General features: G+C 63.7%; 28 protein-coding genes. All 28 read left to right on the plus strand.

Going from position 1 to position 23,721, the window contains the following annotated elements; genetic code table 11:
• The first annotated feature begins 107 nt into the window (after nt 1-107).
• The 28 genes from DW724_RS11565 to DW724_RS11700 all read left to right on the plus strand — a co-directional run bounded on the left by DW724_RS11565 (nt 108) and on the right by DW724_RS11700 (nt 23,718).
• Complete coding sequence (locus DW724_RS11565) at nt 108-1,496, plus strand: site-specific DNA-methyltransferase (RefSeq protein ID WP_118761575.1); 1,389 nt, start codon at nt 108-110, stop codon at nt 1,494-1,496.
• A 12-nt stretch (nt 1,497-1,508) separates the two neighbouring features.
• Nucleotides 1,509-2,006: a hypothetical protein gene (locus tag DW724_RS11570; protein WP_118761576.1), complete on the plus strand. Its 498-nt coding sequence runs from the start codon at nt 1,509-1,511 to the stop codon at nt 2,004-2,006.
• Between the two features lie 220 nt (nt 2,007-2,226).
• Nucleotides 2,227-2,880 carry a serine/arginine repetitive matrix protein 2 gene (locus DW724_RS11575; protein WP_118761577.1) on the plus strand — a complete coding sequence of 218 codons (654 nt, stop codon included), beginning with the start codon at nt 2,227-2,229 and terminating at the stop codon, nt 2,878-2,880.
• 252 nt (nt 2,881-3,132) lie between these two features.
• A complete protein-coding gene (locus DW724_RS11580; protein ID WP_008981434.1) occupies nt 3,133-3,708 on the plus strand; it encodes a protoporphyrinogen oxidase in 576 nt (191 codons plus the stop codon).
• Nucleotides 3,692-5,614, plus strand: coding sequence for a phage terminase large subunit family protein (locus DW724_RS11585; RefSeq protein WP_118761578.1), 1,923 nt, complete (start codon nt 3,692-3,694; stop codon nt 5,612-5,614). Before DW724_RS11580 ends, DW724_RS11585 begins: the two co-directional genes overlap by 17 nt.
• A gap of 15 nt (nt 5,615-5,629) precedes the next feature.
• A complete protein-coding gene (locus DW724_RS11590) occupies nt 5,630-5,896 on the plus strand; it encodes a hypothetical protein (protein ID WP_118761579.1) in 267 nt (88 codons plus the stop codon).
• Between the two features lie 156 nt (nt 5,897-6,052).
• Nucleotides 6,053-7,630, plus strand: coding sequence for a phage portal protein (locus DW724_RS11595; protein WP_020989848.1), 1,578 nt, complete (start codon nt 6,053-6,055; stop codon nt 7,628-7,630).
• Nucleotides 7,617-8,837 (plus strand): head maturation protease, ClpP-related, encoded by a 1,221-nt coding sequence (locus tag DW724_RS11600; RefSeq protein WP_118761580.1) that lies wholly within the window; start codon nt 7,617-7,619, stop codon nt 8,835-8,837. Before DW724_RS11595 ends, DW724_RS11600 begins: the two co-directional genes overlap by 14 nt.
• Nucleotides 8,837-9,244 carry a head decoration protein gene (locus tag DW724_RS11605; RefSeq protein WP_118761581.1) on the plus strand — a complete coding sequence of 136 codons (408 nt, stop codon included), beginning with the start codon at nt 8,837-8,839 and terminating at the stop codon, nt 9,242-9,244. Before DW724_RS11600 ends, DW724_RS11605 begins: the two co-directional genes overlap by 1 nt.
• 18 nt (nt 9,245-9,262) lie before the next feature.
• Entirely contained in the window at nt 9,263-10,333 is a 1,071-nt protein-coding gene (locus DW724_RS11610) for a major capsid protein (protein WP_118761582.1), read from the plus strand.
• A gap of 22 nt (nt 10,334-10,355) precedes the next feature.
• Entirely contained in the window at nt 10,356-10,775 is a 420-nt protein-coding gene (locus DW724_RS11615) for a Rho termination factor N-terminal domain-containing protein (RefSeq protein WP_118761583.1), read from the plus strand.
• Nucleotides 10,775-11,098 carry a sugar ABC transporter ATP-binding protein gene (locus tag DW724_RS11620; protein ID WP_118761584.1) on the plus strand — a complete coding sequence of 108 codons (324 nt, stop codon included), beginning with the start codon at nt 10,775-10,777 and terminating at the stop codon, nt 11,096-11,098. Before DW724_RS11615 ends, DW724_RS11620 begins: the two co-directional genes overlap by 1 nt.
• A gap of 10 nt (nt 11,099-11,108) precedes the next feature.
• Nucleotides 11,109-11,726 (plus strand): hypothetical protein, encoded by a 618-nt coding sequence (locus DW724_RS11625; RefSeq protein ID WP_118761585.1) that lies wholly within the window; start codon nt 11,109-11,111, stop codon nt 11,724-11,726.
• 47 nt (nt 11,727-11,773) lie between these two features.
• Nucleotides 11,774-13,285: a phage tail sheath family protein gene (locus DW724_RS11630; RefSeq protein WP_118761586.1), complete on the plus strand. Its 1,512-nt coding sequence runs from the start codon at nt 11,774-11,776 to the stop codon at nt 13,283-13,285.
• Nucleotides 13,285-13,797, plus strand: a complete 513-nt coding sequence (locus DW724_RS11635) for a phage major tail tube protein (protein WP_118647723.1) — start codon at nt 13,285-13,287, stop codon at nt 13,795-13,797. The genes DW724_RS11630 and DW724_RS11635 overlap by 1 nt, the downstream gene beginning before the upstream one ends.
• Nucleotides 13,798-13,851: 54 nt before the next feature.
• A complete protein-coding gene (locus DW724_RS11640) occupies nt 13,852-14,259 on the plus strand; it encodes an early nodulin 20 (N-20) (RefSeq protein WP_118761587.1) in 408 nt (135 codons plus the stop codon).
• A gap of 112 nt (nt 14,260-14,371) precedes the next feature.
• Nucleotides 14,372-16,492 (plus strand): phage tail tape measure protein, encoded by a 2,121-nt coding sequence (locus tag DW724_RS11645; protein ID WP_202183527.1) that lies wholly within the window; start codon nt 14,372-14,374, stop codon nt 16,490-16,492.
• Nucleotides 16,464-16,688, plus strand: a complete 225-nt coding sequence (locus DW724_RS11650) for a LysM peptidoglycan-binding domain-containing protein (protein ID WP_118761589.1) — start codon at nt 16,464-16,466, stop codon at nt 16,686-16,688. Before DW724_RS11645 ends, DW724_RS11650 begins: the two co-directional genes overlap by 29 nt.
• 4 nt (nt 16,689-16,692) lie before the next feature.
• Nucleotides 16,693-17,613: a phage late control D family protein gene (locus tag DW724_RS11655; protein ID WP_243105749.1), complete on the plus strand. Its 921-nt coding sequence runs from the start codon at nt 16,693-16,695 to the stop codon at nt 17,611-17,613.
• Nucleotides 17,613-18,023 carry a hypothetical protein gene (locus DW724_RS11660; RefSeq protein WP_020989844.1) on the plus strand — a complete coding sequence of 137 codons (411 nt, stop codon included), beginning with the start codon at nt 17,613-17,615 and terminating at the stop codon, nt 18,021-18,023. The genes DW724_RS11655 and DW724_RS11660 overlap by 1 nt, the downstream gene beginning before the upstream one ends.
• A 12-nt stretch (nt 18,024-18,035) precedes the next feature.
• Nucleotides 18,036-18,590, plus strand: coding sequence for a hypothetical protein (locus DW724_RS11665; RefSeq protein ID WP_118761591.1), 555 nt, complete (start codon nt 18,036-18,038; stop codon nt 18,588-18,590).
• Nucleotides 18,591-18,604: 14 nt separating this feature from the next.
• Nucleotides 18,605-18,877, plus strand: coding sequence for a hypothetical protein (locus DW724_RS11670; protein WP_008981416.1), 273 nt, complete (start codon nt 18,605-18,607; stop codon nt 18,875-18,877).
• A 14-nt stretch (nt 18,878-18,891) separates the two neighbouring features.
• On the plus strand, nt 18,892-20,283 hold the full coding sequence (locus tag DW724_RS11675; protein WP_118761592.1) for a baseplate J/gp47 family protein: 1,392 nt from the start codon (nt 18,892-18,894) through the stop codon (nt 20,281-20,283).
• Complete coding sequence (locus DW724_RS11680) at nt 20,284-20,934, plus strand: phage tail protein I (RefSeq protein WP_118761593.1); 651 nt, start codon at nt 20,284-20,286, stop codon at nt 20,932-20,934. It abuts the gene before it with no gap.
• Nucleotides 20,935-20,949: 15 nt separating this feature from the next.
• A complete protein-coding gene (locus tag DW724_RS11685) occupies nt 20,950-21,699 on the plus strand; it encodes a hypothetical protein (protein WP_008981413.1) in 750 nt (249 codons plus the stop codon).
• 33 nt (nt 21,700-21,732) lie between these two features.
• Nucleotides 21,733-22,077 carry a hypothetical protein gene (locus tag DW724_RS11690; RefSeq protein WP_008981412.1) on the plus strand — a complete coding sequence of 115 codons (345 nt, stop codon included), beginning with the start codon at nt 21,733-21,735 and terminating at the stop codon, nt 22,075-22,077.
• Nucleotides 22,078-22,479: a hypothetical protein gene (locus DW724_RS11695; protein WP_118761594.1), complete on the plus strand. Its 402-nt coding sequence runs from the start codon at nt 22,078-22,080 to the stop codon at nt 22,477-22,479. It begins immediately after the preceding gene.
• A gap of 12 nt (nt 22,480-22,491) precedes the next feature.
• Nucleotides 22,492-23,718 carry a hypothetical protein gene (locus DW724_RS11700; RefSeq protein ID WP_118761595.1) on the plus strand — a complete coding sequence of 409 codons (1,227 nt, stop codon included), beginning with the start codon at nt 22,492-22,494 and terminating at the stop codon, nt 23,716-23,718.
• Nucleotides 23,719-23,721: the final 3 nt, after the last annotated feature.

Raw genomic sequence — 23,721 nt, forward strand, 5'->3', positions numbered from 1 at the left:
AGCGATGTAGATGGCGAGGTACATCAACGGGCCGACCGTCCGCGTCGAGGACACGCGAGTCGCCTGCGACCTCTGTGGAGGGAGCGGAAGGCTGAAAGGAGGCAAACATGGCAAAGGATAAACCGCAGCCGCAGACCGGCCCCGAGATCGAGGAGTACAGCACAACGGCAACGCCCAAGGCATACGCCGGCAGCGTCCCCGTGTTCTGCGCACACGACGCCATCGTCCCGCTGAAGGATCTGCGGCCAAACCAGAAGAACCCGAACCAGCACCCGCCGGAGCAGATCAAGCTCCTCGCCTCTATCATCAGAGCGACCGGCTGGCGCGCCCCGATCACCGTCAGCAAGCGCAGCGGGCTCGTCACCAAGGGCCACGGCCGCCTCATGGCCGCGCAGCTCGACGACCTGACCGACGCCCCGGTCGACTATCAGGACTACGCCAGCGAGGCCGAGGAGCTGGCCGATCTGACGGCTGACAACCGCATCGCGGAGCTCGCCACCACTGACAACAAGATGCTCGCCGAGGTTTTCGCCGACATCGACACCGGCGAGATCCCGTTCATGCTCAGCGGCTACACCGAGGACGACTACGGCAACATCGTGACGGCTCTCTCTGAGGCGCTGCACACCAAGGAGCCGAGCAGCGACCCCGACGCCGAGATCCCGGCCCCGGCCGCGCCGGTCACACAGTACGGCGACCTCTGGATCCTCGGCCGGCACCGCGTCCTCTGCGGAGACTGCACCCGGCCGGAGGATCGCGCCCTGCTGCTCGACGGCAACAAGCCCGAGATCCTGCTGACCGACCCACCCTACTGCTCAGGCGGCAGCAAGGAGTCGCAGAAGTCGACCGGCAGCATCGGCACCGAGAGAAAGAACGGCAAGGCCCCGAAGATCGCCAACGACATCCTCAGCACGCGCGGTTACCAAAACCTGATCCGCGGCGCGCTCACCGACATCCCCTGCCTCTACACCTACATCTTCACCGACTGGCGTATGTGGGTATATCTGTTCGACCTCGTCGAGGCGGCCGGCTTCGGCGTCAAGTCTGAGATCGTATGGGACAAGGGCACGCCGGGCATGGGCGTCGGCTGGCGCTCGCAGCATGAGCTCATTCTGTTCGGCGCCAAGGCTGCCACCCACTTCGACGGCCACAAGGGCTACGGCAACGTCCTGAGTATCTCCCGATCCGGGAATGAGCTGCACCCAACACAGAAGCCCGTCGAGCTGCTGGAGAAGCTGGTCGACAACACGGACTTCGCCACGGGCGTCTATGATCCATTCGGCGGCTCCGGCACGACGCTGGCCGCCTGCGAGGCATACGGGCAGCCCTCCTACATCATGGAGCTGACGCCCGCCTTCACGGACGTGATCGTCAAGAGGTACATCAGAATAACAGGAAAGACAACCGTGCGCTGCGTCCGTCAAGGCCGAGAGCTACCGCGCGAGGAGATAGCCGCGATCTTCGAGCCTGACGAGGAAGGAGGTGAGCAGGAGTGACGCCCTGACATAATGAGCGAGAAGCCGATCACACAACGGATCAAGGACAGGCTCGCGGCCTACACCGCCATGCTGAGGGACATCGACAACCAGCTCGAACGCCTCGACCGCATGGAGATGACGATGGCCTCACCGCCCGGCCCTGATCTGACAGGTATGCCACGCGGATCCGGCACACCATCCGACCGCACCGGCATGATGGTGGAGCGGAAAATGGAGCTCGAGGAACAGATCGACCGGCTCAAGGCTGAGGAGAAGCAGGAGCGCAGCGCCATCGAGGGCCTGATCCTCCAGCTCTCCGACCCCGACGAGCGCGCCGTCATCCGGCTGCGCTACTTCGACCGGGCTGACTGGGAGAGCACCTGCGGCGTCCTGTTCGGTGATCGGCGGGACTACGTCGACAGAGTGGACGCCTACCAGAACAGGACATACAAAATCCACGGCCGCGCCCTGCTCAACCTCGCCGCCGTGCTGGACGAGCTGGAGCCCCTGCCTGAGCTGCGGCAGTAAAACGCAGTAAAAGGAACAAAAGGGAAGTAAAAGGAATTGAAAAGCAGTAGAGACCCGTGCTATTCTATATCCTGCAAAAGACCGCCGGACACACGGGCAACGCCGTGACAATTCCGAGCGGCTGACCAGAGGAAAACCAAATAACAACCGACGGCAAGAGGCCGACGGGCGAACCAACGCCCGCCGGTCTCTTTTTGCGTATAGGAAGGAGGCGACGGCCATGCCGCAGAACAGCATCTCGGCGCAGCTCAGCAACCTGCAACAGCTCGTCGCTGACCTCGAGGCAATCGAGAACGGCGGCAAGAAGGCCATCAGCAACACCATCAAGGACGTCAAGGCCAGAGCCCCGGGCTGGATCGCTCAGGAGGTCACGGCCGTCTACAACATCAAGAAGTCGGAGATCACACCCTCGGGCAGCGGAAAGCCGAAGAAGATGGCTGGCAGCATCCAGATCACCGGCGAGACCATCGAGGAGCTCGCCATCACCTACAAGGGCAGGCTCCTGACCCCTGTGCACTTCGGCATGACACCGAAGGCCCCGCCCCGCGGTAAGAGCTACACGCTGAAGGCGCAGGTGCTCAAGGGGCAGAAGAAGGTAGTTGGCCGCTATTTGAACACAAGAACCCCGGGCGGCCCGTTCTCGCAGCGATCGCACAATATTCTCATGGGGACAGGCAACACCAAGAGCGACGGCACGAGCTGGATCCCATTCCAGCGAATGAGCAAGACCCGCACCGACATCAAGAAGCTGACCACCATCTCGGTGCCGCAGATGATAACCAGCGACCGCACCAACGAGGCCATCATGCTCCGGCTCAACACCGAGACCAGCAAGCGCCTCGAGCACCACATGAAGCGAGCCCTCGGCCTCTAAGCCAGAGCCCACCAGAACGCCGCACAGCGCGTCCACAGCCGCACCCGACACCGAGCCCGACCCACACCGCCAGACGCGCACAGAGCGCGCCACAGCGCCGCGCAGACGCCTCCACGGCCACGCACAGCGCCGCAAGGTACTGTGACGGGCCCCTCTGGCCTGCGGTGCTGGCGAGCCCAAAAAACGCGCAGCCGGGAAAAATTTTTTTCGGGCCGTTTCGTTTCGCACGAGCGGCAGAAAGGAGGGAACGCCATGCCGAACCCAACCAACAACAAGCTCGTCGACAGCAAGACCATCGCGGCCCTGTTCGACATGACGCCCCGCCGAGTGCAGCAGCTCACCAAGGATGGCGTCATCGCCGCGGTCAAGGAAGGCAACGCCAACCGCTATGACCTGCTGCCGACGATCCAGAGGTACATCCGATACCTGACGGCCAAGGCCAACGGCCGGGAGCCGTCGAAGAAGGACAGCGAGATCGAGGGCCGACGTCTGGAGGCTGAGGCTGACCTCAAGCGCAGCAAGGCAGACATCGCCGCCCTCCAGCTCAGTGAGCTCGAGGGCACCATGCACCGCAGCGAGGACGTCGAGGCTGTGATGACCGACCTCGTCTACAATATCAGGTCGATGCTCGTGGCCCTGCCGGGCCGTCTGGCCGTCGACGTCACCGGCGCAGCAACACCCGCCGAGGCGTCTGAGATCATCCGCACAGAGGTCTACAAGATCCTGACGGAGCTGGCCGGTTATAAATACGATCCCGAGGTGTACGCCCGGCGAGTAAGGGATCGGGAAGGCTGGAGCGAGCAGCTCGCCGATGACGCGGACGACTAAAAAAGCCGCCGCGAAGCTCAATACCGCCATCGCCGGAGCGGTCAAACGCTTCGCCCCGCCTGAGAGCCTGACCGTGGACGAGTGGGCCGACAAGCACCGCCGCCTCTCCCCGGAAAGCTCAGCCGAGGCCGGCCCGTGGCGTACCAAGCGCACCCCGTACCTCGAGGAGCCCATGCGGGCCTTTACGGATCCGAAGGTGCACAAAATAGTCATGGTGGCCGCCTCTCAGGTCGGCAAGTCTGAGCTCGAGCTCAACATCATCGGCTACATCATCGACCAAGACCCCGGCAGCATCCTCTACGTCCACCCGACCATCGACGACGCCCGGAAGTTCAGCCGCCTCCGCGTGGCCCCTATGATCCGCGACAGCAAGCCCCTGAAGGCGAAGGTGCACGACGTCAAGGCTAAGGACAGTGGCAACACAATCCTCCAGAAGTCGTTCCCGGGCGGGATGCTCACCCTGACCGGCTCCAACAGCGCCTCGGCTCTGGCCTCCACGCCTGCCCGCTATATCATCGGCGACGAGCGCGACCGCTGGGCGACCAGCGCCGGCACCGAGGGCGACCCGTGGGCGCTGGCCGAAGCACGTCAGGCCACATTCTACAACGCCAAGGCGGTCGAGGTCTCCACCCCGACCATCAAGGGCAACAGCAACATCGAAACGAGTTTTTACCAAGGCACGCAGGAACGCTGGTGCCACCGCTGCCCCGAGTGCGGGGAGTACAGCGAGATCGTGTTCGACAATATTCACTTCGACCCGGAGGTCAAGAAGATCCGCGGGAAAAAGTCGTGGAGCCTCAAGAGCGGCGTCTCGTGGAGCTGCCCGGCGTGCGGCTGCTTGATCCCCGAGGACACCATGCGAAAGCAGCCTGCCAAGTGGATCGTCGACAACCCGGACGCCTACAAGAAGGGCGTCCGTTCTTTTTGGCTCAATGCCTTCTCGAGCCCGTGGACTCCGTGGGAGAAAATCGTCCTCAAGTTCCTCGACGCCAAGGATGACCCGCAGCGCCTCAAGGTCGTCTACAACACCCTGCTCGGCCAACTGTGGGAAGATCGCGGCGACCTCGAGGACGAGGACACCATGCTCGCCCGCCGTGAGGACTACGGCACCCGCCCGGACGGCACCCCTGTGGAGCTGCCTGACGGCGTGCTCGTGCTGACCTGCGGCGTCGACACTCAGGACAACCGCCTCGAATACGAGGTAGTCGGCCACGGGAAGTACGGCGAGACGTGGGGCGTCGTCAAGGGCTACATCATGGGCCGGCCAGACACCCCGGAGGTCTGGCAGCGACTCGACGACGTGGTCGACCACGTCTACAAGTTCAAAAACGGCCGCGGCCTGAAGATCTCCATCACCTGCGTCGACTCCGGCGGCCACTTCACCCAAGAGGTCTATGAGGCGTGCCGGGCCCGCGTCGGCAAGCGCGTCTTTGCCATCAAGGGCAAGGGCGGCGACGGCATCCCCTTCGTCTCGCCCCCGAGCAAGGTGCCGATCCGCGACAACAAGCGGATCACCTGCTGGCTCTACACCATCGGCGTCGACGCCGGCAAGGCGACGATCATGGCTAATCTGAAGGTGCAGGAGCCCGGGCCAAAATACTGCCATTTCAACCGGCACCCCGACGCCGGTTATGACCTCAATTTCTTCAACGGGCTCCTCTCCGAGAAGCTGGTGCTCACGCACACGCGCCGCGGCGACCGCTGGGCATGGGAGAAGCTGCCCGGGCACAACCGCAACGAGGCCCTCGACTGCCGCGACTACGCCAACGCCGGCCTCAAGATCATCAACCCCGACATGGACGCCATCGAGCGCCGCCTGCAAGGACTGGAGGAAAAACCGAAGGCCCCGCAGCAGCGACGGCAGCGGCAACGGCACAACCGGGCCGACGCCTTCGACGACTGGTAAGGAGGACAGACCACAATGAGAAAGACCCGCGAACAAATCGAGTACCAGCTCTCCATCAAGAGGAACCGGCTGGAGCTCTACCTGAAGCGAGAGGCCGAGATGCTGGACGGAGGCGTCCAGAGCTACGGCATCGGCTCGCGCAATCTGGCCCGCTACAACACCGACCTCGGATCCATCCGGGCCGCCATCAAACAGCTCGAGGCAGACATCGAAGCCCTCGAGGCCGCACTGAACGGCGAGAAGCCGCGAAGAGCTGTGGGAGTAGTGCCCCGAGACTGGTGAAAGAAGCCCCGAAAGGGGCTTTTTTCATAGGCTGACGCCGGGAGTTTTCGCTCCTTTTCTCCCGACTCAGCCATCTTCACCATGAAGGAGGTGAGCACCATCAGCAAAAGAAAAAGCAGAAGCCGCCCACAGAACAGGCGGCAGCAGCCGCGCCCTGTGAATAAGGGCTACGGCGACGCCGGCGCGAGCTGGCACAAGAAGGCGACCAAGGGCTTCAGAGCTATGAGCGGCAGCCCGAAGGAGGACATCGACGCCAACAACTACACCCTGCGGCAGCGTGCCCGGATGCTTTACATGGCGGCCCCGATCGCCACCTCTGCCATCCGCACCAACCGCACCAACGTCGTCGGCATCGGCCTCCAGCTCAAGAGCCGGATCGACCGCGAGGCGCTCGGCATGACGCAGGAGGCCGCAGACGCATGGCAGGCTCAGGCCGAGCGTGAGTTCGCCCTCTGGTCTGAGAACAAAAGGGCGTGCGACGCCACCGGCGTCAACAACTTCGCAGCCATGCAGCAGCTCGCACTCTCCTCGTGGCTGGTCAGCGGCGACGTGTTCGCCGTCGTGAAGCAGTACGAGCCGACGCCGCTCACGCCCTACTCGCTACGCCTGCACCTGATCGAGGCCGACCGAGTCGCCACGCCAACGACCTCCGGCATCATCACCCCGATGCTGCTGACCACCGGCAAGGCGGCCAACGGCAACACCATCTACGACGGCGTCGAGGTGAACGACGACGGCCAGATCGAGGCGTACCACATCCGCAGCACCTACCCCTTCGAGCTCGGCAGCACGACGACGACGTGGGCCCGTGTTCAGGCATACGGTGAGCGGACTGGCCTGCCGAACATCCTGCACGTCATGGAGAGCGAGCGCCCGGATCAATACCGCGGCGTCAGCTATCTCGCGCAGGTCATCGAGCCCCTGCTCCAGCTTCGCCGCTACACCGAGAGCGAGCTGACTGCGGCGGTCGTCGAGTCGTTTTTCACGGCCTTCATCAAGACCGAGGCGGGCGCCGGCGACAACCCGTTCAACGAGGTCGGGAGCAGCCTGCCGGAGGTGAGCCGAGACCCTAATGAGTACGAGATGGGCCCCGGCCAGATCAACATCATGGAGCCCGGCGAGGACGTGACCTTTGCAGACCCCAAGCGGCCGGCCAGTGGCTTCAACACCTTCCTGCGCGCCATCTGTGAACAGGTGGGCGCCGCGCTCGAGATCCCGGCCGACCTTCTGCTCAAGAGCTTCAACAGCTCGTACAGCGCCAGCCGCGCCGCCCTGATGGAGGCGTGGAAGGCGTTCCGCATGAGGCGCAAGTGGTTTGTCGATGACTTCTGCACGCCGGTATATGAGATCTGGCTCTCTGAAGCCGTCGCCCGCGGCCGCATCAGCGCCCCGGGCTTCTTCGCAGATCCGGCGATCCGCGCCGCATACCTCGGCGCCGAGTGGATCGGCCCCTCTCAGGGACAGCTCGACCCGACGAAGGAGATCACGGCCGAGATCCTCGCCATCGGCGAAGGCATCACGACCAGAGAGCAGGCGACCATCCGACTCAACGGCGGCCAGTGGGACGCCAACGTCGACCAGCTCACTCGGGAAAACGAGAAGCTGCGCGCAGCGCAGGGGCAGGTCGACCAGAGCACAGCGGCCAGCGGCACGATCTCCGCAGCTCTGCGGGAGGCGATCGTCGCCGAGGCCATCAAAAGCATCAAGGAAGGAGACAAGCATGAGAACGCATAACACTCCCCGGCTCTGCGCCGGGCCTCAGACTGCGGGCACGCCGATCAAGTTCTGGAACGTCGCCAGCATCGGTGACGACGAGGGCGAGATCACCCTCTACGGCGACGTCGTGAGCCGTCAGCCTGTGGACTGGTGGACGGGCGAGCCCGAGCCCGGCCTCTACATCGCGCCCGAGAGCTTCATGGAGGATCTCGCGGCCGTCAAGGGCAAGAGCAACATCACCATCAAGATCAATAGCTGCGGCGGCGACCTCTACACCGGCATCGCCATCCACAACGCCGTCAAGGGCCTGACCGGCCACAAGGTCGTCGTCGTGGAAGGCATCGCGGCCAGCGCGGCCAGCGTCATCGCCTGCGCGGGCGACGAGGTACAGGTCTATCCCGGCAGCATGGTGATGATCCACGGCGTCGCCGGGCTGCTCTACGACTACTACACCCTCGCAGACCTGAAGAAGCTCCAGAAGGACTTCGACGCGAGCGAGCGGGCCATCGCGGAGATCTACCACGCCAAGACCGGCCTCGAGGTCGACCAGCTCCGCAGCATGATGACCCGCGAGACGTGGATGGTCGGGCAGGAGGCCATTGACAACGGCTTTGCCGACACCCTGCTCACAGACGAAGGCCCCGACGTCGCCCTGAGCGCCGACAAGAAGGTGCTCCTCGTCGCCGGCATCCGGCACGACGTCAAGGGCTTCAGACACATCCCGGGGACGATCCCCATCGACAACAGCATCCACGCCGCCCCTGCGGCTGGAAATAAACACGCGGCCGCCAAGAACGACGGCCCCAAGAAGGAGGACAACAAGACCATGACCCTCGAAGAAATGAGAGCACAGCACCCCGACGTCGTGGCTCAGATCGAGCAGCAGGCGGCCGAAACTGCCAGAACGCAGGAACGCGCCCGCATCGAGGCCATCGACAGCATCGCCGCAAGTGTGGGCGACGCGCAGCTCGTCAGGGACGCCAAGTACGGCGAGACCCCCTGCACCGCTGAGCAGCTCGCGCTCAAGGCTATGCAGAAGCAGGCGGCCCTCGGTGCCAAGCACCTGAAGGACGCCAAGGCTGACAACGACGAGTCCGGCGCTGCCGGCGTCGGCGCTGCCCCTAACGGCGGCGAGGAAGGCAGCGAAAACGACGACAAGGCAAAGGTGGACGCCATCGTCGGCCTCTACAACTCCACCAAGTCTCAGAACGGAGGTAAGAAGTAATGAGCAAGAGACTGGACGAAAACCTCGGCAGCGTCGGCTATGACGGCCTGATCGTTGCCAACGAGCCCGTCGCTGACGTGTTCACCGTGACCATCCGCAAGGAGGCCACCGCCGCAGCCACCTATAAGCGCGGCACCGTGCTGGCCCTGTCTGCCGGCACCGCCGGCGACGGCAAGCTGGTGATCCTCGGCTCCACCGCGACCACCAACGAAACCCTGACCGCCAACTGCATCCTCGCCGAGGACGTGGAAGTCGGCACCACCGCGGACGTGACCGTGCTGGCCTACCGCACCGGCCACTTCGCCCGCAACAAGCTGGCTGCCGCAAGCGGCTACACCCTGAAGGCGACCGACGAGGAGGAGCTGCGCAAGGCCGGCATCCTGCTCTCCGACGCCATCGAATACTAAGAGAAGGAGGACAACAAAATGCCTTTTAACTTCTACGACACCCACACGCTGCTCATGGCCGTGCAGCAGCTCACCCCTGCTGCGACCTTCCTGCGTGACCGCTACTTCCCCACCAACGACGCGAGCGACATCTTCGCCACCGACGACGTGCTCGTCGAGTTCCGTGACGGCAGCAAGAAGCTGGCGCCCTTCGTGGCCCCTCGCAAGGGCGGCGTCACCGTCCTGCGCGCCGGCTACAACATGGAACGCTACACCCCGCCCTTCGTGGCTCCCCGTCGCGTCCTGACCCTCGACGAGCTGCGCAAGCGCGGCTTCGGCGAGGCTCTCTACTCTCAGCTCACCCCTGAGCAGCGCCAGCAGACCCTCATCCTGCGCGACGCTGACGAGCTGGGCGAGCTCATCACCAACCGCGAAGAAGCGATGGCCGCCGAGACCATGCTGACCAATGGCTGCGTGATGAAGCACATCGCCGACGACGTCGACAAGGCCGACGAGATGGAGATCCGTTTCTACTCCGAGGCCAGCAACCCCGCGACCTACACCCCGACGGCCAAGTGGGACGCCACCGGCGGCAAGATCCTGAAGGATCTGGAGGCCATGATCCGTATGCTGACCAAGCGCGGCCTCCGCGCTTCTGATCTGGTCTGCTCCCCGGACGTGGCTGACACCATCATCAACGACGCGGCCGTGCAGAAGCTCCTCGACAACCGCCGCATCGAGATCGGCAACGTGGAGCCTGAGCTGCTGCCTGACGGCGCTGCCATCGTGGCCCGCCTGAACGTCCTCGGCCGCATCATCAGCGTCATCTCCTACGACCTGACCTACACCGACGACGAGGGCAACGACAAGCTCTACATCCCGTCCGGCAAGTGCGTCCTCACCGCTCCCGGCGCTGGCCGCACCGCCTACGGCGCCGTCTCTCAGGTCGAGCAGAGCGACGGCGAGTTCCACACCTACGCCGGCCGCCGCGTGCCGAAGTATGTGAGCAGCGCCGAAGGCAACAGCCGCACGCTGACCATCTCCAGCCGCCCGCTGATGATCCCCAACAACAAGAACCCGTTCATCGTTGCGGACGTCCTGACGGACTGAGCGCAGCAGAAAGGAGCAGAGCATGATCCAGATCATCAAGGGCACCTTCGGCTACTATAACGGCCGCAAGGTGATCCCCATCACTGAAGCAGACGGCCCTCAGAAGTTCGACGACGAGCTGGAGGCCCGTCTGGTGAAGGAAGGCGTCGCCAAGTACATCGGCGAGCTGGGCGAGACTGCCGAGCAGCCCGCACCTGCTCCCGGCGACGACGCCGACGAGCCTGCCAGCACCAACACCGCGGCCGACGAGGCCCCTGAGTACAACGAGGACATGAAGCTCGACGAGCTGAAGGAAGTGGCCACGCGCTATGGCGTGGACGCCTCTGCTATGCGCAAGAAGGCCGACGTCATCGCTGCCATCGAGGCCGCCAAGGCCGAGCAGCCTGATGACGGCGCCGACGACGAGGAGCCCCCTCAGATCGGCGCCGCCGATCCCGTCTGATGGCCTTCAGCTTCAAGGCGATGGTCGAGGCTGACCGTCAGCGCACGTTTCTCAATCTCGACGAGTTCGGTGAGAAGCACACCGTCGAAGGCAGAGCCATCGCCGCCGTGCTGGACGACAACGCCCTGAAGGAACGCCAAGGGGGGCAAGAGCTGAGCGTCGCGGAGTCCTCTCTGCTGCTTTATGCGGCGGTCGAGGATCTGCCCGCTCGGCGCCCGGCGGGCGAAGGGCTCAACGTCGACGGCCGCGAGTACATCGTCAACGACTGGAGCGAGGACATGGGGATCGCCACCGTGGCCCTCGGCCAGACTGTCACCATGTAGGAGGTGCCCCATGTCCATCGTCAACAGCATCGAAACCGTCCGGGACTGGCTGACCGCCGAGGTCTGCCCTCTGGTCAAGCTGAAGCTCCCCGACGACAACGCAACGGACGCCTCCTACCCATACAAGCTGGTAAACCCGGCCGCGTTCTCGCTTTTCGTACCATCGAAGGACAGGACGCCCCCGAACATCGCCGCGCCGATCCCGTCGGTCTGCGTGCAGATCGTTCAGGGCGACGACGACCTGCTCCAGAGTGCCCGAGACATCAAGATCCGGCTCTGCTTCTCAGCGTGGGATCCCGGCTACCACGGGCCCGACATCTTCAAGCCGAAGGGCGACGGCAGCGGCACCTACATCCAGCAATACAACGAGGCGGCGGCCTCCTACTTCGTGAAGAACGGAGAGGGCTGGCGTGACGCATGGAATTTTGTGGACACAGCTCTCCGGCTGATTGAAAACGCCGAGTACCTCGGCGACCTCCGCGTCATCAAGGAGAAGGGCATCACCTTCGGCCCTGTCACGGAGCAAGACGCCGTCCCCGACTTCTACCCGTACTGGTTTGCATGGGCTGAGTTCTCCGTCGAGGAGGCCCTGACCCGCAACCCGAAAAGCTACCAACACCTGCTTTAAGGGCAGCCACTCGGCTGCTCTAATTTCATGCAAAGGAGGATAAGCAGATGGCAAACGAATACCTCTACGGCGCCTACGGCCACATCGGCGAGACCGTGGCACAGAGCGCCGTGCAGGCGGGCACCACGCCGGTCTATATCGGCACGGCACCCGTCAACCTCGTGCGCGACTTCGGCAAGGCCGGCGTCATCAACGCGCCGATCAAGATCACCAGTCTGGTCGACGCGCAGAAGAAGATCGGCTACTCGTCCGACTGGGGCACCTTTACCCTGTGCGAGGCCGTGTACGCGCATTTCAACAACACCCTCGGGAACATCGGCCCGATCTACGTCATCAATGTGCTCGACCCCTCCGCGGGCAAGCACCGCAAGGAGACGGCCACCACCAAGACCCTCACCTTCACCGGCGGCCGCGCCGAGTTCGCCAGCGACAAGATCATCCTCGACACCCTGACCATCGCAAAGAATGACAGCGGCAACTACGTCGAGGGCACCGACTACGCTGTGGACTATAACTTCACCAAGGGCACGGTCATCATCACCAGCCTGAAGGACGACGCGCAGCTCTCCGGCAGCCTGACGGCCAGCTTCAGCGAGGTGGACGACTCTGAGATCGCAGACAGCGACATCATCGGCGGCGTCACCTCCTCCGGCGAGTACAGCGGCCTGAGCGCGATCGCGCTGCTCTATCCCGAGCAGTTCGCGGTCTGCAATCTGATCGCGGCCCCCGGCTGGAGTCACAGCCCTGCCGTCTACAACGCCATGCTGACGACCTGCAAGAAGATCAACGGCCACTGGGACGCCTTCGTCGTGGCCGACCTGCCCCTCGTGGACAGCACCGCGCAGGCGGTCGACACGATCACCAAGGCGATCGCATGGAAGAAGGCCAACGCCTTCACCGGCGAGCGCTCTAAGGTCTACTGGCCGCAGGCTGTGGACAACCTCGGCAACGTGTTCCACCTGAGCACGCTGGCCGTGGTCGAGCTCATGCGCGCCGACTTCAGCCACAACAGCGTCCCGATGGAGACCTGCGGCAACAAGGCGATCCCCGTCATCAAGCAGTATTTCGGCGCCAATGCGAAAAACCGCGGCTTCGACCAGCAGAGCGGCAAGGAGCTGACGCAGAACGGCATCAGCACCGCCGTGGCATGGGGCGGCGAATGGGTACTGTGGGGCGACCATACGGCTGCCTACACCTACGGCGCAGACGTGGATCCCCGCGCGATCTTCGACGTCTCCATGCGGATGCTCATGCACATCACCAACGACTTCCAGCGCGAGTGGAGCCCGGAGATCGACGAGCCCATGACCCGCGCACTGAAGGATCGCATCATCAACCGCGAGCAGGAGAAGCTCGACGGCTATGTCAGCATGGGCGCGCTGCTCGGATCCCCTGTGATCCTGTTCCTCGAGAGCGAGAACAGCACCACCGACGTGATGAATGGCGACTTCCGCTGGGACATCGCCGTCACCCCGACCCCGCCCCTCAAGTCTGCGAGCGTCTACGTCGCCTACACCGACGCGGGCTTCTCCGTCTACTACGAAGGAGGTGACGAGTAATGGCAAACCTGTGGCTCGACCTGAAGGGCCCCATCCTCGCCGATACCGTCTATGTGGACGGCGTTCTCGCCGCCAAGGACGTGACCATCGCCCTGCCTCCCGTCAACCTTGTGACGGCTGACTTCAAGGCGATGGGAACCTACACGGCGCCGCTGCCCGGCCAGATCGAGGCGATGGAGGCATCCATCACTAAGATCGGCATTGACCTCGGCCTGCGCAGCCTCGTCAAGCTGACGAGCAAGACCATCGAGATCCGCTGGGCGCAGGACGTCAAGCTCTCCGACGGCTCCACCAAGACCGAAGGCTGCAAGGCGTTCCTCCGCTGCGTCTCCAAGGGCATCCCCGGCCTGAGCGTGGATCCCGGCAACGCCAGCGAGAACGAGATCGCGCTGGCCGTCAGCCGCTACCAGCTTTTCGTCGCTGGCAACGAATACTGGCTGATCGACCAGCTCAACACCATCATGCGCGTCGGCGGCGTCGACTACGCCAAGGACATCCGCAGCGTCCTGTAACAAGAAGGGCGTCGCCTCCGGGCGGCGCCCTCTATTTATCGAAAGGAGACACACATGGAAAAGCTGACACTCCAGAACCCCATCACCATCAACGGCAAAAAGGTCAAGACTCTGACCTATGACACCGACGCGATCACCGTGGGAATGTTTGCCGATGCTGAGGCCCGCAAGCTCCGCGCGACCTCCAACAAGGGCGGCGGCAGCGCCGGCGCCTGCGAGCTCGACTACTCCCTGCACGCCTATCTCGCCATGATGGCGATCGTCGCCGTCAACAGCGACATCGACGTCAGCGACCTCGAGCGCATCAGCGGCCCCGACGTCATGGAGCTTATGAGGATCGGCCGAAATTTTACTACGGCGAGGTCGGCGGCACAATCCGAGGAAAGCGGCTCGGAGAGCTCGTCCGAGACTACTCTCGAGCCTTCCACACCTCAGTCGGCGAGCTCCGACGGGAACGCCTGACCGACTTCCTGATGGAATACTACGAGGCAGCCGAGGAGGCCAAGCGGCAACGCGACAAGGCCGCCTCAATGCCCCGGAATAACTTCAGGAAATACAGAAGGAGGTGACACTGATGGCAGGCAAAAACAAGATCATGCAGGCCGTCGTCAGCTTCGCCGGCACCATCGACCCATCCCTCGGGAAGGCGATGGACAACGTCGCGGGACACCTCGACAAAGTAAACTGGAAGGCCGTTGCCGTCGGTGCTGCCGTGGGCGGCATCGCTGTGGCGACGGGCAAGGCGGTCGTCGAGGCCGGGAAGTATCTGGCAGAGCTGGGCGACGACTACAACAAAGCCATGAACCAGCTCTCCGCATCTACCGGCGCCACCGGCGACGAGCTGGACGCGCTGGGCGAGAGTGTAAAAAACATCTACGCGCAGAACCTCGGTGAGGACTTCAACGACGTGGCCGAAGGGCTGGCCGCTACGCAGAAAGCGAGCGATCTGGCCGGCGAAGCACTGGAGCAGGCCACCGCGGCCGGCTTCGTGCTGCGTGACACCTTCGACTACGACATCAGTGAAAGCGCCAGAGCCGCCTCGGCTCTGATGAAAAACTTCAACATCAGCGCCGAAGAAGCCTACGGCCTAATCGCCACCGGCGCACAGAACGGCGCAGACAAAAACGGCGACCTGCTCGACACCCTGAACGAATACTCGGCGCAGTTTGCGGCCATCGGCCTGAGCGCCGACCAGTTCATGGGCTCCCTCGTGGAAGGCGCTGACGCCGGCCTGTTCAGCATCGACAAAGTGGCCGACGCCGTCAAGGAGTTCAACATCAGAGCGAAAGACGGCAGCGACAGCAGCGCCGAAGCCTTCAAGGGCCTCGGCCTCAACTCCGACAAAATGTTCGCGGCCTTTGCAGCCGGCGGCGAGACCGCGCAGGCTGCATTTTTCGACACCGTCGAGGCTCTGAACAAGCTCGAGGATCCTCTCAAGCGCAACGAGATCGGCGTCGCACTGTTTGGCTCACAGTTCGAGGATCTGGAGGCGGGCATCCTGCCCGTGCTCGGAGACATCGAGACCGCAGCCTATGACGGCGCCGCCGCACTCCAGCAGATCAACGACGTCAAGTACAACGACCTCGGCTCTGCCTTCGAGGCGGTCAAGAGGTCGGCCGAAGTGGCTCTGCTGCCTATGGCGTCGATGATCGCCAACACGCTGACATCGCTGGCCCCAATCCTGACCGACACCTTCGAGGAAATCAGCCCGGTCATCACCGACACGCTCAACGCTTGTATGCCGTTTGTGCAGGACTTCCTCGTCGGCATGGGCGACACCCTGAAGGAGGTCATGCCGATGGTCACGGAGCTGGCTGCGGGCATCCTGCCACTACTGGCTCAGCTCGTGGGCTCGTTCCTGCCGCCTCTGCTCGACCTCGCACAGCAGCTACTCCCGCCGCTCATGCAGATCGTTCAGGCTATTCTACCGCCGATCGCCAGCATCCTTGCCACCGTGCTCCCGATGCTGACGCAGATCATCTCGACTGTGCTGCCTGTGCTGGCGAACCTGATCGCCGCGCTGCTGCCGGTCATCACCCCGCTGCTGGAAGTGGCCCTGCAAATCGTCAACAGCGTCATCATGCCGCTGCTGCCTCCGCTGATGCAACTGATCGAGGCCCTGCTGCCCCCGGTCGTGAGCCTGCTCAATGCGATCATGCCGCTCCTCTCGCCCCTGCTGGCTATTCTGGAGCCCATCGCAAGCGTGCTCGGCACGATCGTCGGCTGGGTATCGAAGATTGTCAGCTTCGGCTCCGGCGTCATCAGCAAGATCGCGGGCCTGTTCGGAGGTGGAGGCGGCGGCAGCGCCAACGTCTCCGGCTATGCGACCGGCGGCTTCACGAGTGGCCCGTCCATCGCGGGCGAGGATCCGCGCTATCCGACCGAGGCGGTCATCAGCTTCAACCCTGCGTACCGCTCGCAAAACCTGTCCTACTGGGCCGAGGCTGGCCGGATGCTGGGCGCATCCAGCGAGGCCGACTACGAGCCCATCAGCAGCGGATCGGGCACGGCTGTGGTCTATGACCTGAGCGGCCTGTCCTTCTCGCCACAGATCAAGGTCGAGGGCGACACCGACGAGGACGCCCTGATCCGAAAGCTCCGCGACCTCGAGCCGGAGTTCATCGACTTCATCCTCGAGGCACTCAGCAGAAGGGAGGGCGGCGCCTATGTCACAGCAGACAGTCGGCTTTATTGATTATGTGGCGCAGGGCGGCGACACCTTCGACAGCATCGCGCTCGTCGCCTATAACGAGGAGCGCATGGCAAGCGTCATCATCGAGGCCAACCCCGACCTCAGCGACGTGCTGATCTTCGAGGGCGGCGAGGCTGTACGGATCCCGATCGTCGAGACCGTGGAGACGCCGGAGACCCTGCCGCCGTGGAGGAGGTGACGCCGTGAAGATTTTATACGAAGGCGTCGACATCTACCCGGACATCAGCGTCCACCGCTGCTATCACGATATGTACGCCGAAAAGCAGAGCGACGAGCTGCTGCTCAAGCTCAACGACACCCGCGAGCTGTGGGACTCGTGGAACCCCAAGAAGGGCGACACCATCGCCATCGAGGACGGCGCTGCCAAGACGGGCAAAATGTTCGTCGAGAGCGTCGTCCCCGAGTCCGGCATCATCACCCTGCGGGCCTATTCCGTCCCGCAGTCTGCGAAGGATAAGCGGAGCAAATCGTGGGAAAAGGTCAAGTTCCTGCAACTGGCTCAAGAGATCGCCGGCCGCCACGGCCTGACGCTCGAGACCTACGGGATCACCGACCAGACCTACGACTACGTCGAGCAGAACAACCTCGCAGACTTCGCATTTTTTCAAAACCGCTGCACCCTCGAGGGCGCGGCGTTTCTGGTGTATGACGGCAAGCTGGTCGTCTACGACGAGGCGTACATGGAAAGCCAGCAGCCCGTCGACACCATCACCATCACCCCGGCCAATGACTTCGAGTACCGCGACGAGGGCACCAACGCCTACGGCTCGGCCGAAGCCGTCAACGGCGGTCTGACCGGCACCTTCGCAGCCCCGGACGGCGGCGACAAGGTGCTGCGCCGGATCCTACCCTTCCGCATGACTGACCAGAGCGAGGCCGACCGCTTCGCCAAGGGGCTCCTCCGGGACGCCAACAAAAACGCGACCGTCGGCACCCTCTGGACGGGCTCGCTGCTGCGAGACTATGCGGCGGGCTCTGTGGTCACGCTGACGACCGATGGCGTTAAGTCGTGGGACGGCACGGCCTTCATCAGCCGGATCCGGCACGACTACGTCAAGACGCGGAGCAAGCTATACCTCCGCAAGCCACTGGAGGGATATTGATGAACAGCAACAACCAAATGATCCAGAAGGGCAAGATCTCCAGCGTGGAGGGAAAGGCCGACAGGAACGGCGACAAAACCACGGCCAGAGTGCTCCCGAGCACCGCTGACAGCATGGTCACACGGCCGCTGACGATCCCGTGGTATCTGCGCGGAGAGATGGGAAACCTGACCCCCGGCACAGAAGTCGCCTATGCTATGTTCGAGGACGGCACCGGCATCATCCTCTCCCGCATGGACGGAGAGTGGGACGGTATCGTCCCGGGCGACATCACCGTCAAGAAGGGCGCGCTCACGATGCAGGACAAGGGCATCAGCGTCCCGTCGGCAGACGTGACCGCCACGGGCATCAGCCTGACCGGCCACACCCACACCGACAGCATGGGAGGCGGCACTTCTGGCCCGCAGTAAGGAGGGATAGACATGGCCGTCATGGCATCATGGAACGGCAAGACGTGGGGCGTCTCCAGCCAGAGGATCGCCGCCCTGAATGGCGTCTCCTCCAGCGTCGAGCTCGACACGGAAAACAGCGACGACAAGGCCGGATCCCCGGCCACCAAGACCAAGGCGCTCAAGCTGCAAAGCATGAGCTTCGACTTCGATCTGGCGTCTGCCGTGGGCGGCGACGCCCGGGGAGAGTTCGAGTCGTGGACGTCGCTGGTCGGGCAGTACGCCCCCTTCTATCTGGCCGGCCGGCGCTTCGGCCCGGCCAATCTTCAGCTCACCGGCGTCAGCCTCTCAGACACCACACTCGACAACCTCGGCCGGATCCTGAAGGGCAAGATCACGATCAACCTGACGGAATACGCCGAGGAGGCCAGCAGCAAGAAGGCCGGCGCAGGCGGCTCGAGCAAAAGCTCGTCCGCAGCCGGCGTCTCATCCTCTGGCGGCGTCGGCCGGCGTCTGAGCGCCGTCACCGTCGGAGCATCCAGCAGCGACAAAGCTGCGAAGAAACCCAACAACGCACAGCTCAAGTAAAGCGAGGTGATCCCATGAAAGCATCCGGCAACGGAGCGCCCGAGATCTGTGTGCAGAACCTCCTCAAGACCATCCGCGGGGAGGTGCCCTATGAGCGCATCAAAGGGATCGACCGCACGCTGATCGACAAGCCGAGCGAAACCGCTGCGACCGATCTGGCCGCCGACGTGGAGTTCCTCGTGGAGACCTACGAGCCCCGCGTGCAGCTCAGTGACTCCGACCTGAAGGCCCTGACCGCTCAGGCCGGCGACTTCGAGCTGCGGGCCAGCATCGACAACATCACATGAAGGAGGTGAACAGCGTGAGCGACGCGACAAACACCTACGGCGAGGACATCAAACTCACCACGACAGACGCGAGCACCCTATACAAGACCATCATCACCGAGCTCGAAAAGGGCGCCGGCGAGCCGCTCTACCCGGGCGACGAGCGCCGGATCTTCGGCGAGGCTCTCGTGCCCGTGTTCGTTGCCCTCTACAACAGCCTCAACGACGTCGGCCGGCAGACGCTCCTCCGCTATGCGAGGGGCGAGGTGCTGGACGCCATCGGCGAGCGGCAGGACGTGAAACGACTGGAAGGCACACCGGCCAAGACGACCATGCGCTTCTCTGTCTCCACGCCGCAGGAGAGAAACATCATCATTCCGAAGTGGACGAAGGTGACGCCGGACAGCGAAAACTATTTTGCAACCGACGAGATCGCTGTGCTGCAAGCTGGCGCCTACTCTGTGGAGGTGCCGACCTCGGCCGTGAGCAACGGCACGAAGTTCAACGGCTACGCAGCCGGCACGATCACCACCCTCGTCGACCTGATCCCCTACATCGAGTCCGTCACCAATCTGACCGAAACGGCCGGAGGCGATGACGGCGAGCCCTACACCACCGAGGGCGACAACCGCCTACGCGAGCGGATCCGTCTGGCGCCCGCCAAGAGATCCACCGCGGGCCCTGAACAGGCTTACATCTACTGGGTAATGACGGCCGACAGCTCCATCGTGGACGCAAAGGCCGTCAGCGAGAAGGAAACCGTCAGCGAGACCCTCACGGTCTACGACGGCAAAGCCTTCAAGGGCGGCGGCACGCTTCTGACCGACAGCCTCGTCGTGAAGGCCCACGGGCAAAGCGCGGCGGCGGCCAAGAACACGGACTACACCGTCGACTACACCGACGGCCTGCTGACCATCACGCTCAAGGGCAGCCTCTCGGCCGCTGAGAGCATCGACATCATCATCACCCGCACGCTGGAGGGCTGCGTCAAGATCGTGCCCCTGCTGGAAGGCGGCGGGATCCCCGACGCTGCCATGCTGGCGAAGGTGCTGGACGTGGTCAACGCCAAGGACATCCGGCCGCTCACTGACAAGGTGAGCGCCGTGCCCCCGGAGGTCGAGACCTACGACATCGAGATCGTGTACTACACCACGCCGGAGAGCGAGGCCGAGGTGATCGCCAACGTCGAAGGCACCGGCGGCGCGATCGACCGCTACAACGAGTGGCAAGTCGCAGCCCTCGGCCGGGACATCAACCCCGACCAGCTCCGCAAGCGGATCCTCTCGCCTTCGTGGGGCGAGAACCTGACCGGCGCCTTCCGCGTGGACGTCGTCAAGCCGACCTACAAGGCCCTCGACGACACGCAAGTCGCCAAATTCAGCGGCCACCTGACTGTCAGCCACAAGGTCGAGAGCGAGGTGGTGTAAATGCGGCTCAATGAGACCGAGATGGTCAAACTGCTGCCTGCGTGGATGCAGGAGGACGGCAGCGACAAGGGCATCGCCACCGGCTGCAACATTATCAGCCGCGACGCCTATGCACGCCTGAAGCTCCTGAGCAGGTGGGACAAGATCGACCAGCTCAGCGACGCAGAGCTCGACGAAATGGCGTGGGAGCTGAACATCCAGTGGTATGACAGCACCGCACCCATCGCAGCCAAGCGGGCCGTCATCCGCAACAGCGACCGCGTCTACGCGAAACTCGGCACCCCCTACGCCGTGGAGCAGATCGTGGCCGACTACTTCGGCACCGGCGAGGTCAGGGAGTGGTATCAGTACGGCGGGCAGCCGCATCACTTCAAGGTGCTGAGCGACAACCCGAGCCTCGTCAACAGCAACCTCGACCTGTTCCTGAAACTGCTGCGGACGGTCAAGCGCCGCAGCTCGTGGCTCGACGCGATCCTGATCTGCCTGACCGGCGAAATGTTCCTCTATTCCGGCATGGCCGTCAGGGATCACACCCAAGAGGTGCACGTCATGGGCAGCGACGAGATCCACATCTACCACGCGGCCGTCGTCCACGACAACAACCGCGAGACCGTCAGCATCGGCACCGACGCGGCGGTCATCTCAGACTAAGGAAAGGAGATAGACATGGCTGCATTTATCAACAACGACATCACCACCGCCGGCCTGATCGTTCTGGCGAAGGGCGTGGCCGGTCAGAAGATCAACTACACCAAGATCGTCCTCGGCGATGGCTACCTCGAGGAGGGCCAGACGCCCCGCACCCTCACCGGCGTGGTCAGCCCGAAGGCGACCGTCGACATCACGAAGCTGAAGATCAACGGCGACGGCACCGTGGCCGTCGGCGGCATCTTCACCAACGGCGACGAGACCGAGGGCTTCTACTACCGCGAGCTCGGCCTTTATGCCGAAGATCCCGATCCCGAGGTCGGCGAGGTGCTGTACTGCTACGGCAACTGCGGCGATCTGGCCGAGTGGATCCCGCCCTCCGGCGGCGCTACCATCGTCGAGAAAACCATCGACATCGTCACCGCGATCGGCACGGCCACCAATGTGACCGCCTACATCCCCGCCGACGCCTACGCCACCAAAGAGGACTACGAGACCTACAAAGCCATCGCCCTCGGCGCGCAGGCTACGGCAGAGGAGGCTCTGGCGCTCGCCCGGCAGGCCATCGCAATCGCACAGGCCGCCGAGGCGTCGGTGAATGACCTGAGCAACGCGGTCGGCCAGAACACCAGCAAGATCGCAACACTGTGGGACGCCGTTTTCAGCGAGATCACGACCAACCCCTTCCAGATCACGTTTGCAGACCTGACGGGCATCACCCTGACGGCCGGCATCTGGAACAGCGGACTCCAGCGCCTCGAGTGCTAAACTACCGGCCAAAGGCCAGAAAGGAGGCCGCCCATGTATAGAGGCACCACACCAACCATCACCATCAACTGTGACATCGACGTCAGCGAGTTCGTGACCATGTGGGTAACATTCCGCACGCAGCAGCTCGCCACCTATGCCCCGCCGAAGCAGGTGGAAGTCACCAAGCACCTCGGGGACGAGGGCGTCGACGCGACCGACAAGGTCGTCACCGTCAGCCTGACGCAAGCCGACACGCTGCTGCTCGGCTCTCTGTCTCCCGACGAGGATCAACAGGTGGAGGTGCAGATCCGCGGCAGGACGGAGGACGGGCGCGCGTTTGCGAGCAACATTATGACCGCCCCGCTCAGCCGGATCCTGAAGGACGGCGTCATCTAAGTGAGCGTCGACTTCAACGCCTCGTTCTCTGGCAGCGCGGAGACCTTCGGGGCGAAGATGACCGAGACGCCTGCCTCCATGACCGCCTCCATGAAGGAGACGGGCGGCGGCAGCGCCTCAAACTACGAAGCCCTGCGCAACAAGCCCAAGATCAACGGGCACGAGCTGATCGGCGACATGACGCCGGCGCAGCTCGGCATCACGGACGACAGGCACCACACCCACAAGCAGGCGCAGGCAGCGAAGGTGTGGACAGTCGCCCACAACCTCGGAAAGCGGCCCGCCGTCACGGTCGTCGACAGCGCCGGCACTATGGTCATCGGGGAGGTCGACTACCTCGACGACAATAACGTGCGTCTGACCTTCTGCGCGGCCTTTTCCGGGACTGCATACTTCAACTAAGGAGGTAAACCCGTGAAAATCCTGACAAATCTGGATCTCTCACAGAATGAGATCCAAAACGCCATCATGCAGCCGCTCGCTGCACCTCCGTCCAACCCGAAGCTCGGCCAGATCTATTTCAACAGCATCGACCTGACGCTGTACCTGTGGGCAGGTGAGAAATGGATCCCCGTGCCGACTAAGCTCTCGCAGCTCGAGAACGACAGCAAGTTCATCACGGCCAAGGACGTCCCCGAGGGCGCAGTCGCATCCACGACCACGCCGAAGATGAACGGCACCGCTGCCGTCGGCTCCGAGACAGCGTTCGCGCGCGGCGACCACGTCCATCCCAAGGACACCAGCAAGCTGAACACGGACGGCGACGGCTCCAACGTGACCGTCGCCTTCAAGGCAGCAGCCAAGCGTGAGGCACCCGTCTCCGGCGAGAAGCTGAGCGTCCTGCTCGGCAAGGTGCTGAAGTTCTTCAGCGACCTCAAGACCGTGGCCTTCTCCGGCAGCTATAAGGATCTGAGCGACAAGCCGACGATCCCGTCCGCTGCCGCTGACGTCGGCGCGATCCCCGCAACGGAAAAGGGCGCAGCCGGCGGCGTGGCCGAGCTGGACAGCGGCGGCAAGGTGCCGGCCAACCAGCTCCCGAGCTATGTGGACGACGTCGTCGACGCCTACATCCGCACCGGCGTCACGGCCCTCGGTGCCAACTGGCTGAGTAAGACCTCCGGCGGCGCCGCCCTGACGCCTGAGTCCGACAAGATCTACGTCATCCTGAGCGAAGGCGAGTACCAGAACAAGACGTACCGCTGGAGCGGGACGACCTACGCCGTCATCGGCAACGACCTCGCCATCGGCGAGACTGCGAGCACCGCCTACCGCGGCGACCGCGGCAAGACGGCATACGACCACAGCCAGAGCGCCCACGCTCCCGCCGACGCCGAGAAGAACGTCCAGAGCGACTGGAACGAGACGGACGGCAATAGTGACGCCTTCATCAAGAACAAGCCCGCGATCCCGAAGGCCGTCACCAAGACCGTCCAGACCATCAGCGACGCGGCGAGCAAGAGCTTCACCGTCACCGGCTACATCCTCAGCGTGATCCTGATCGACAGCGCCACCAAGGAGCAGGTCATCGGCGACGTCTCTTTCGAGAACGCCACGGCCTCGGCCAACGGCAAAGTCACGGTCACGCTCGCGGCCGCGCCTTCCAACCCGATCCTCGTCATCATCACAAGCATCGCACTGTAAGGA

The sequence above is a fragment of the Butyricicoccus sp. AM27-36 genome, assembly GCF_003480945.1.
Taxonomy (GTDB): Bacteria; Bacillota; Clostridia; order Oscillospirales; family Butyricicoccaceae; genus Agathobaculum; species Agathobaculum butyriciproducens.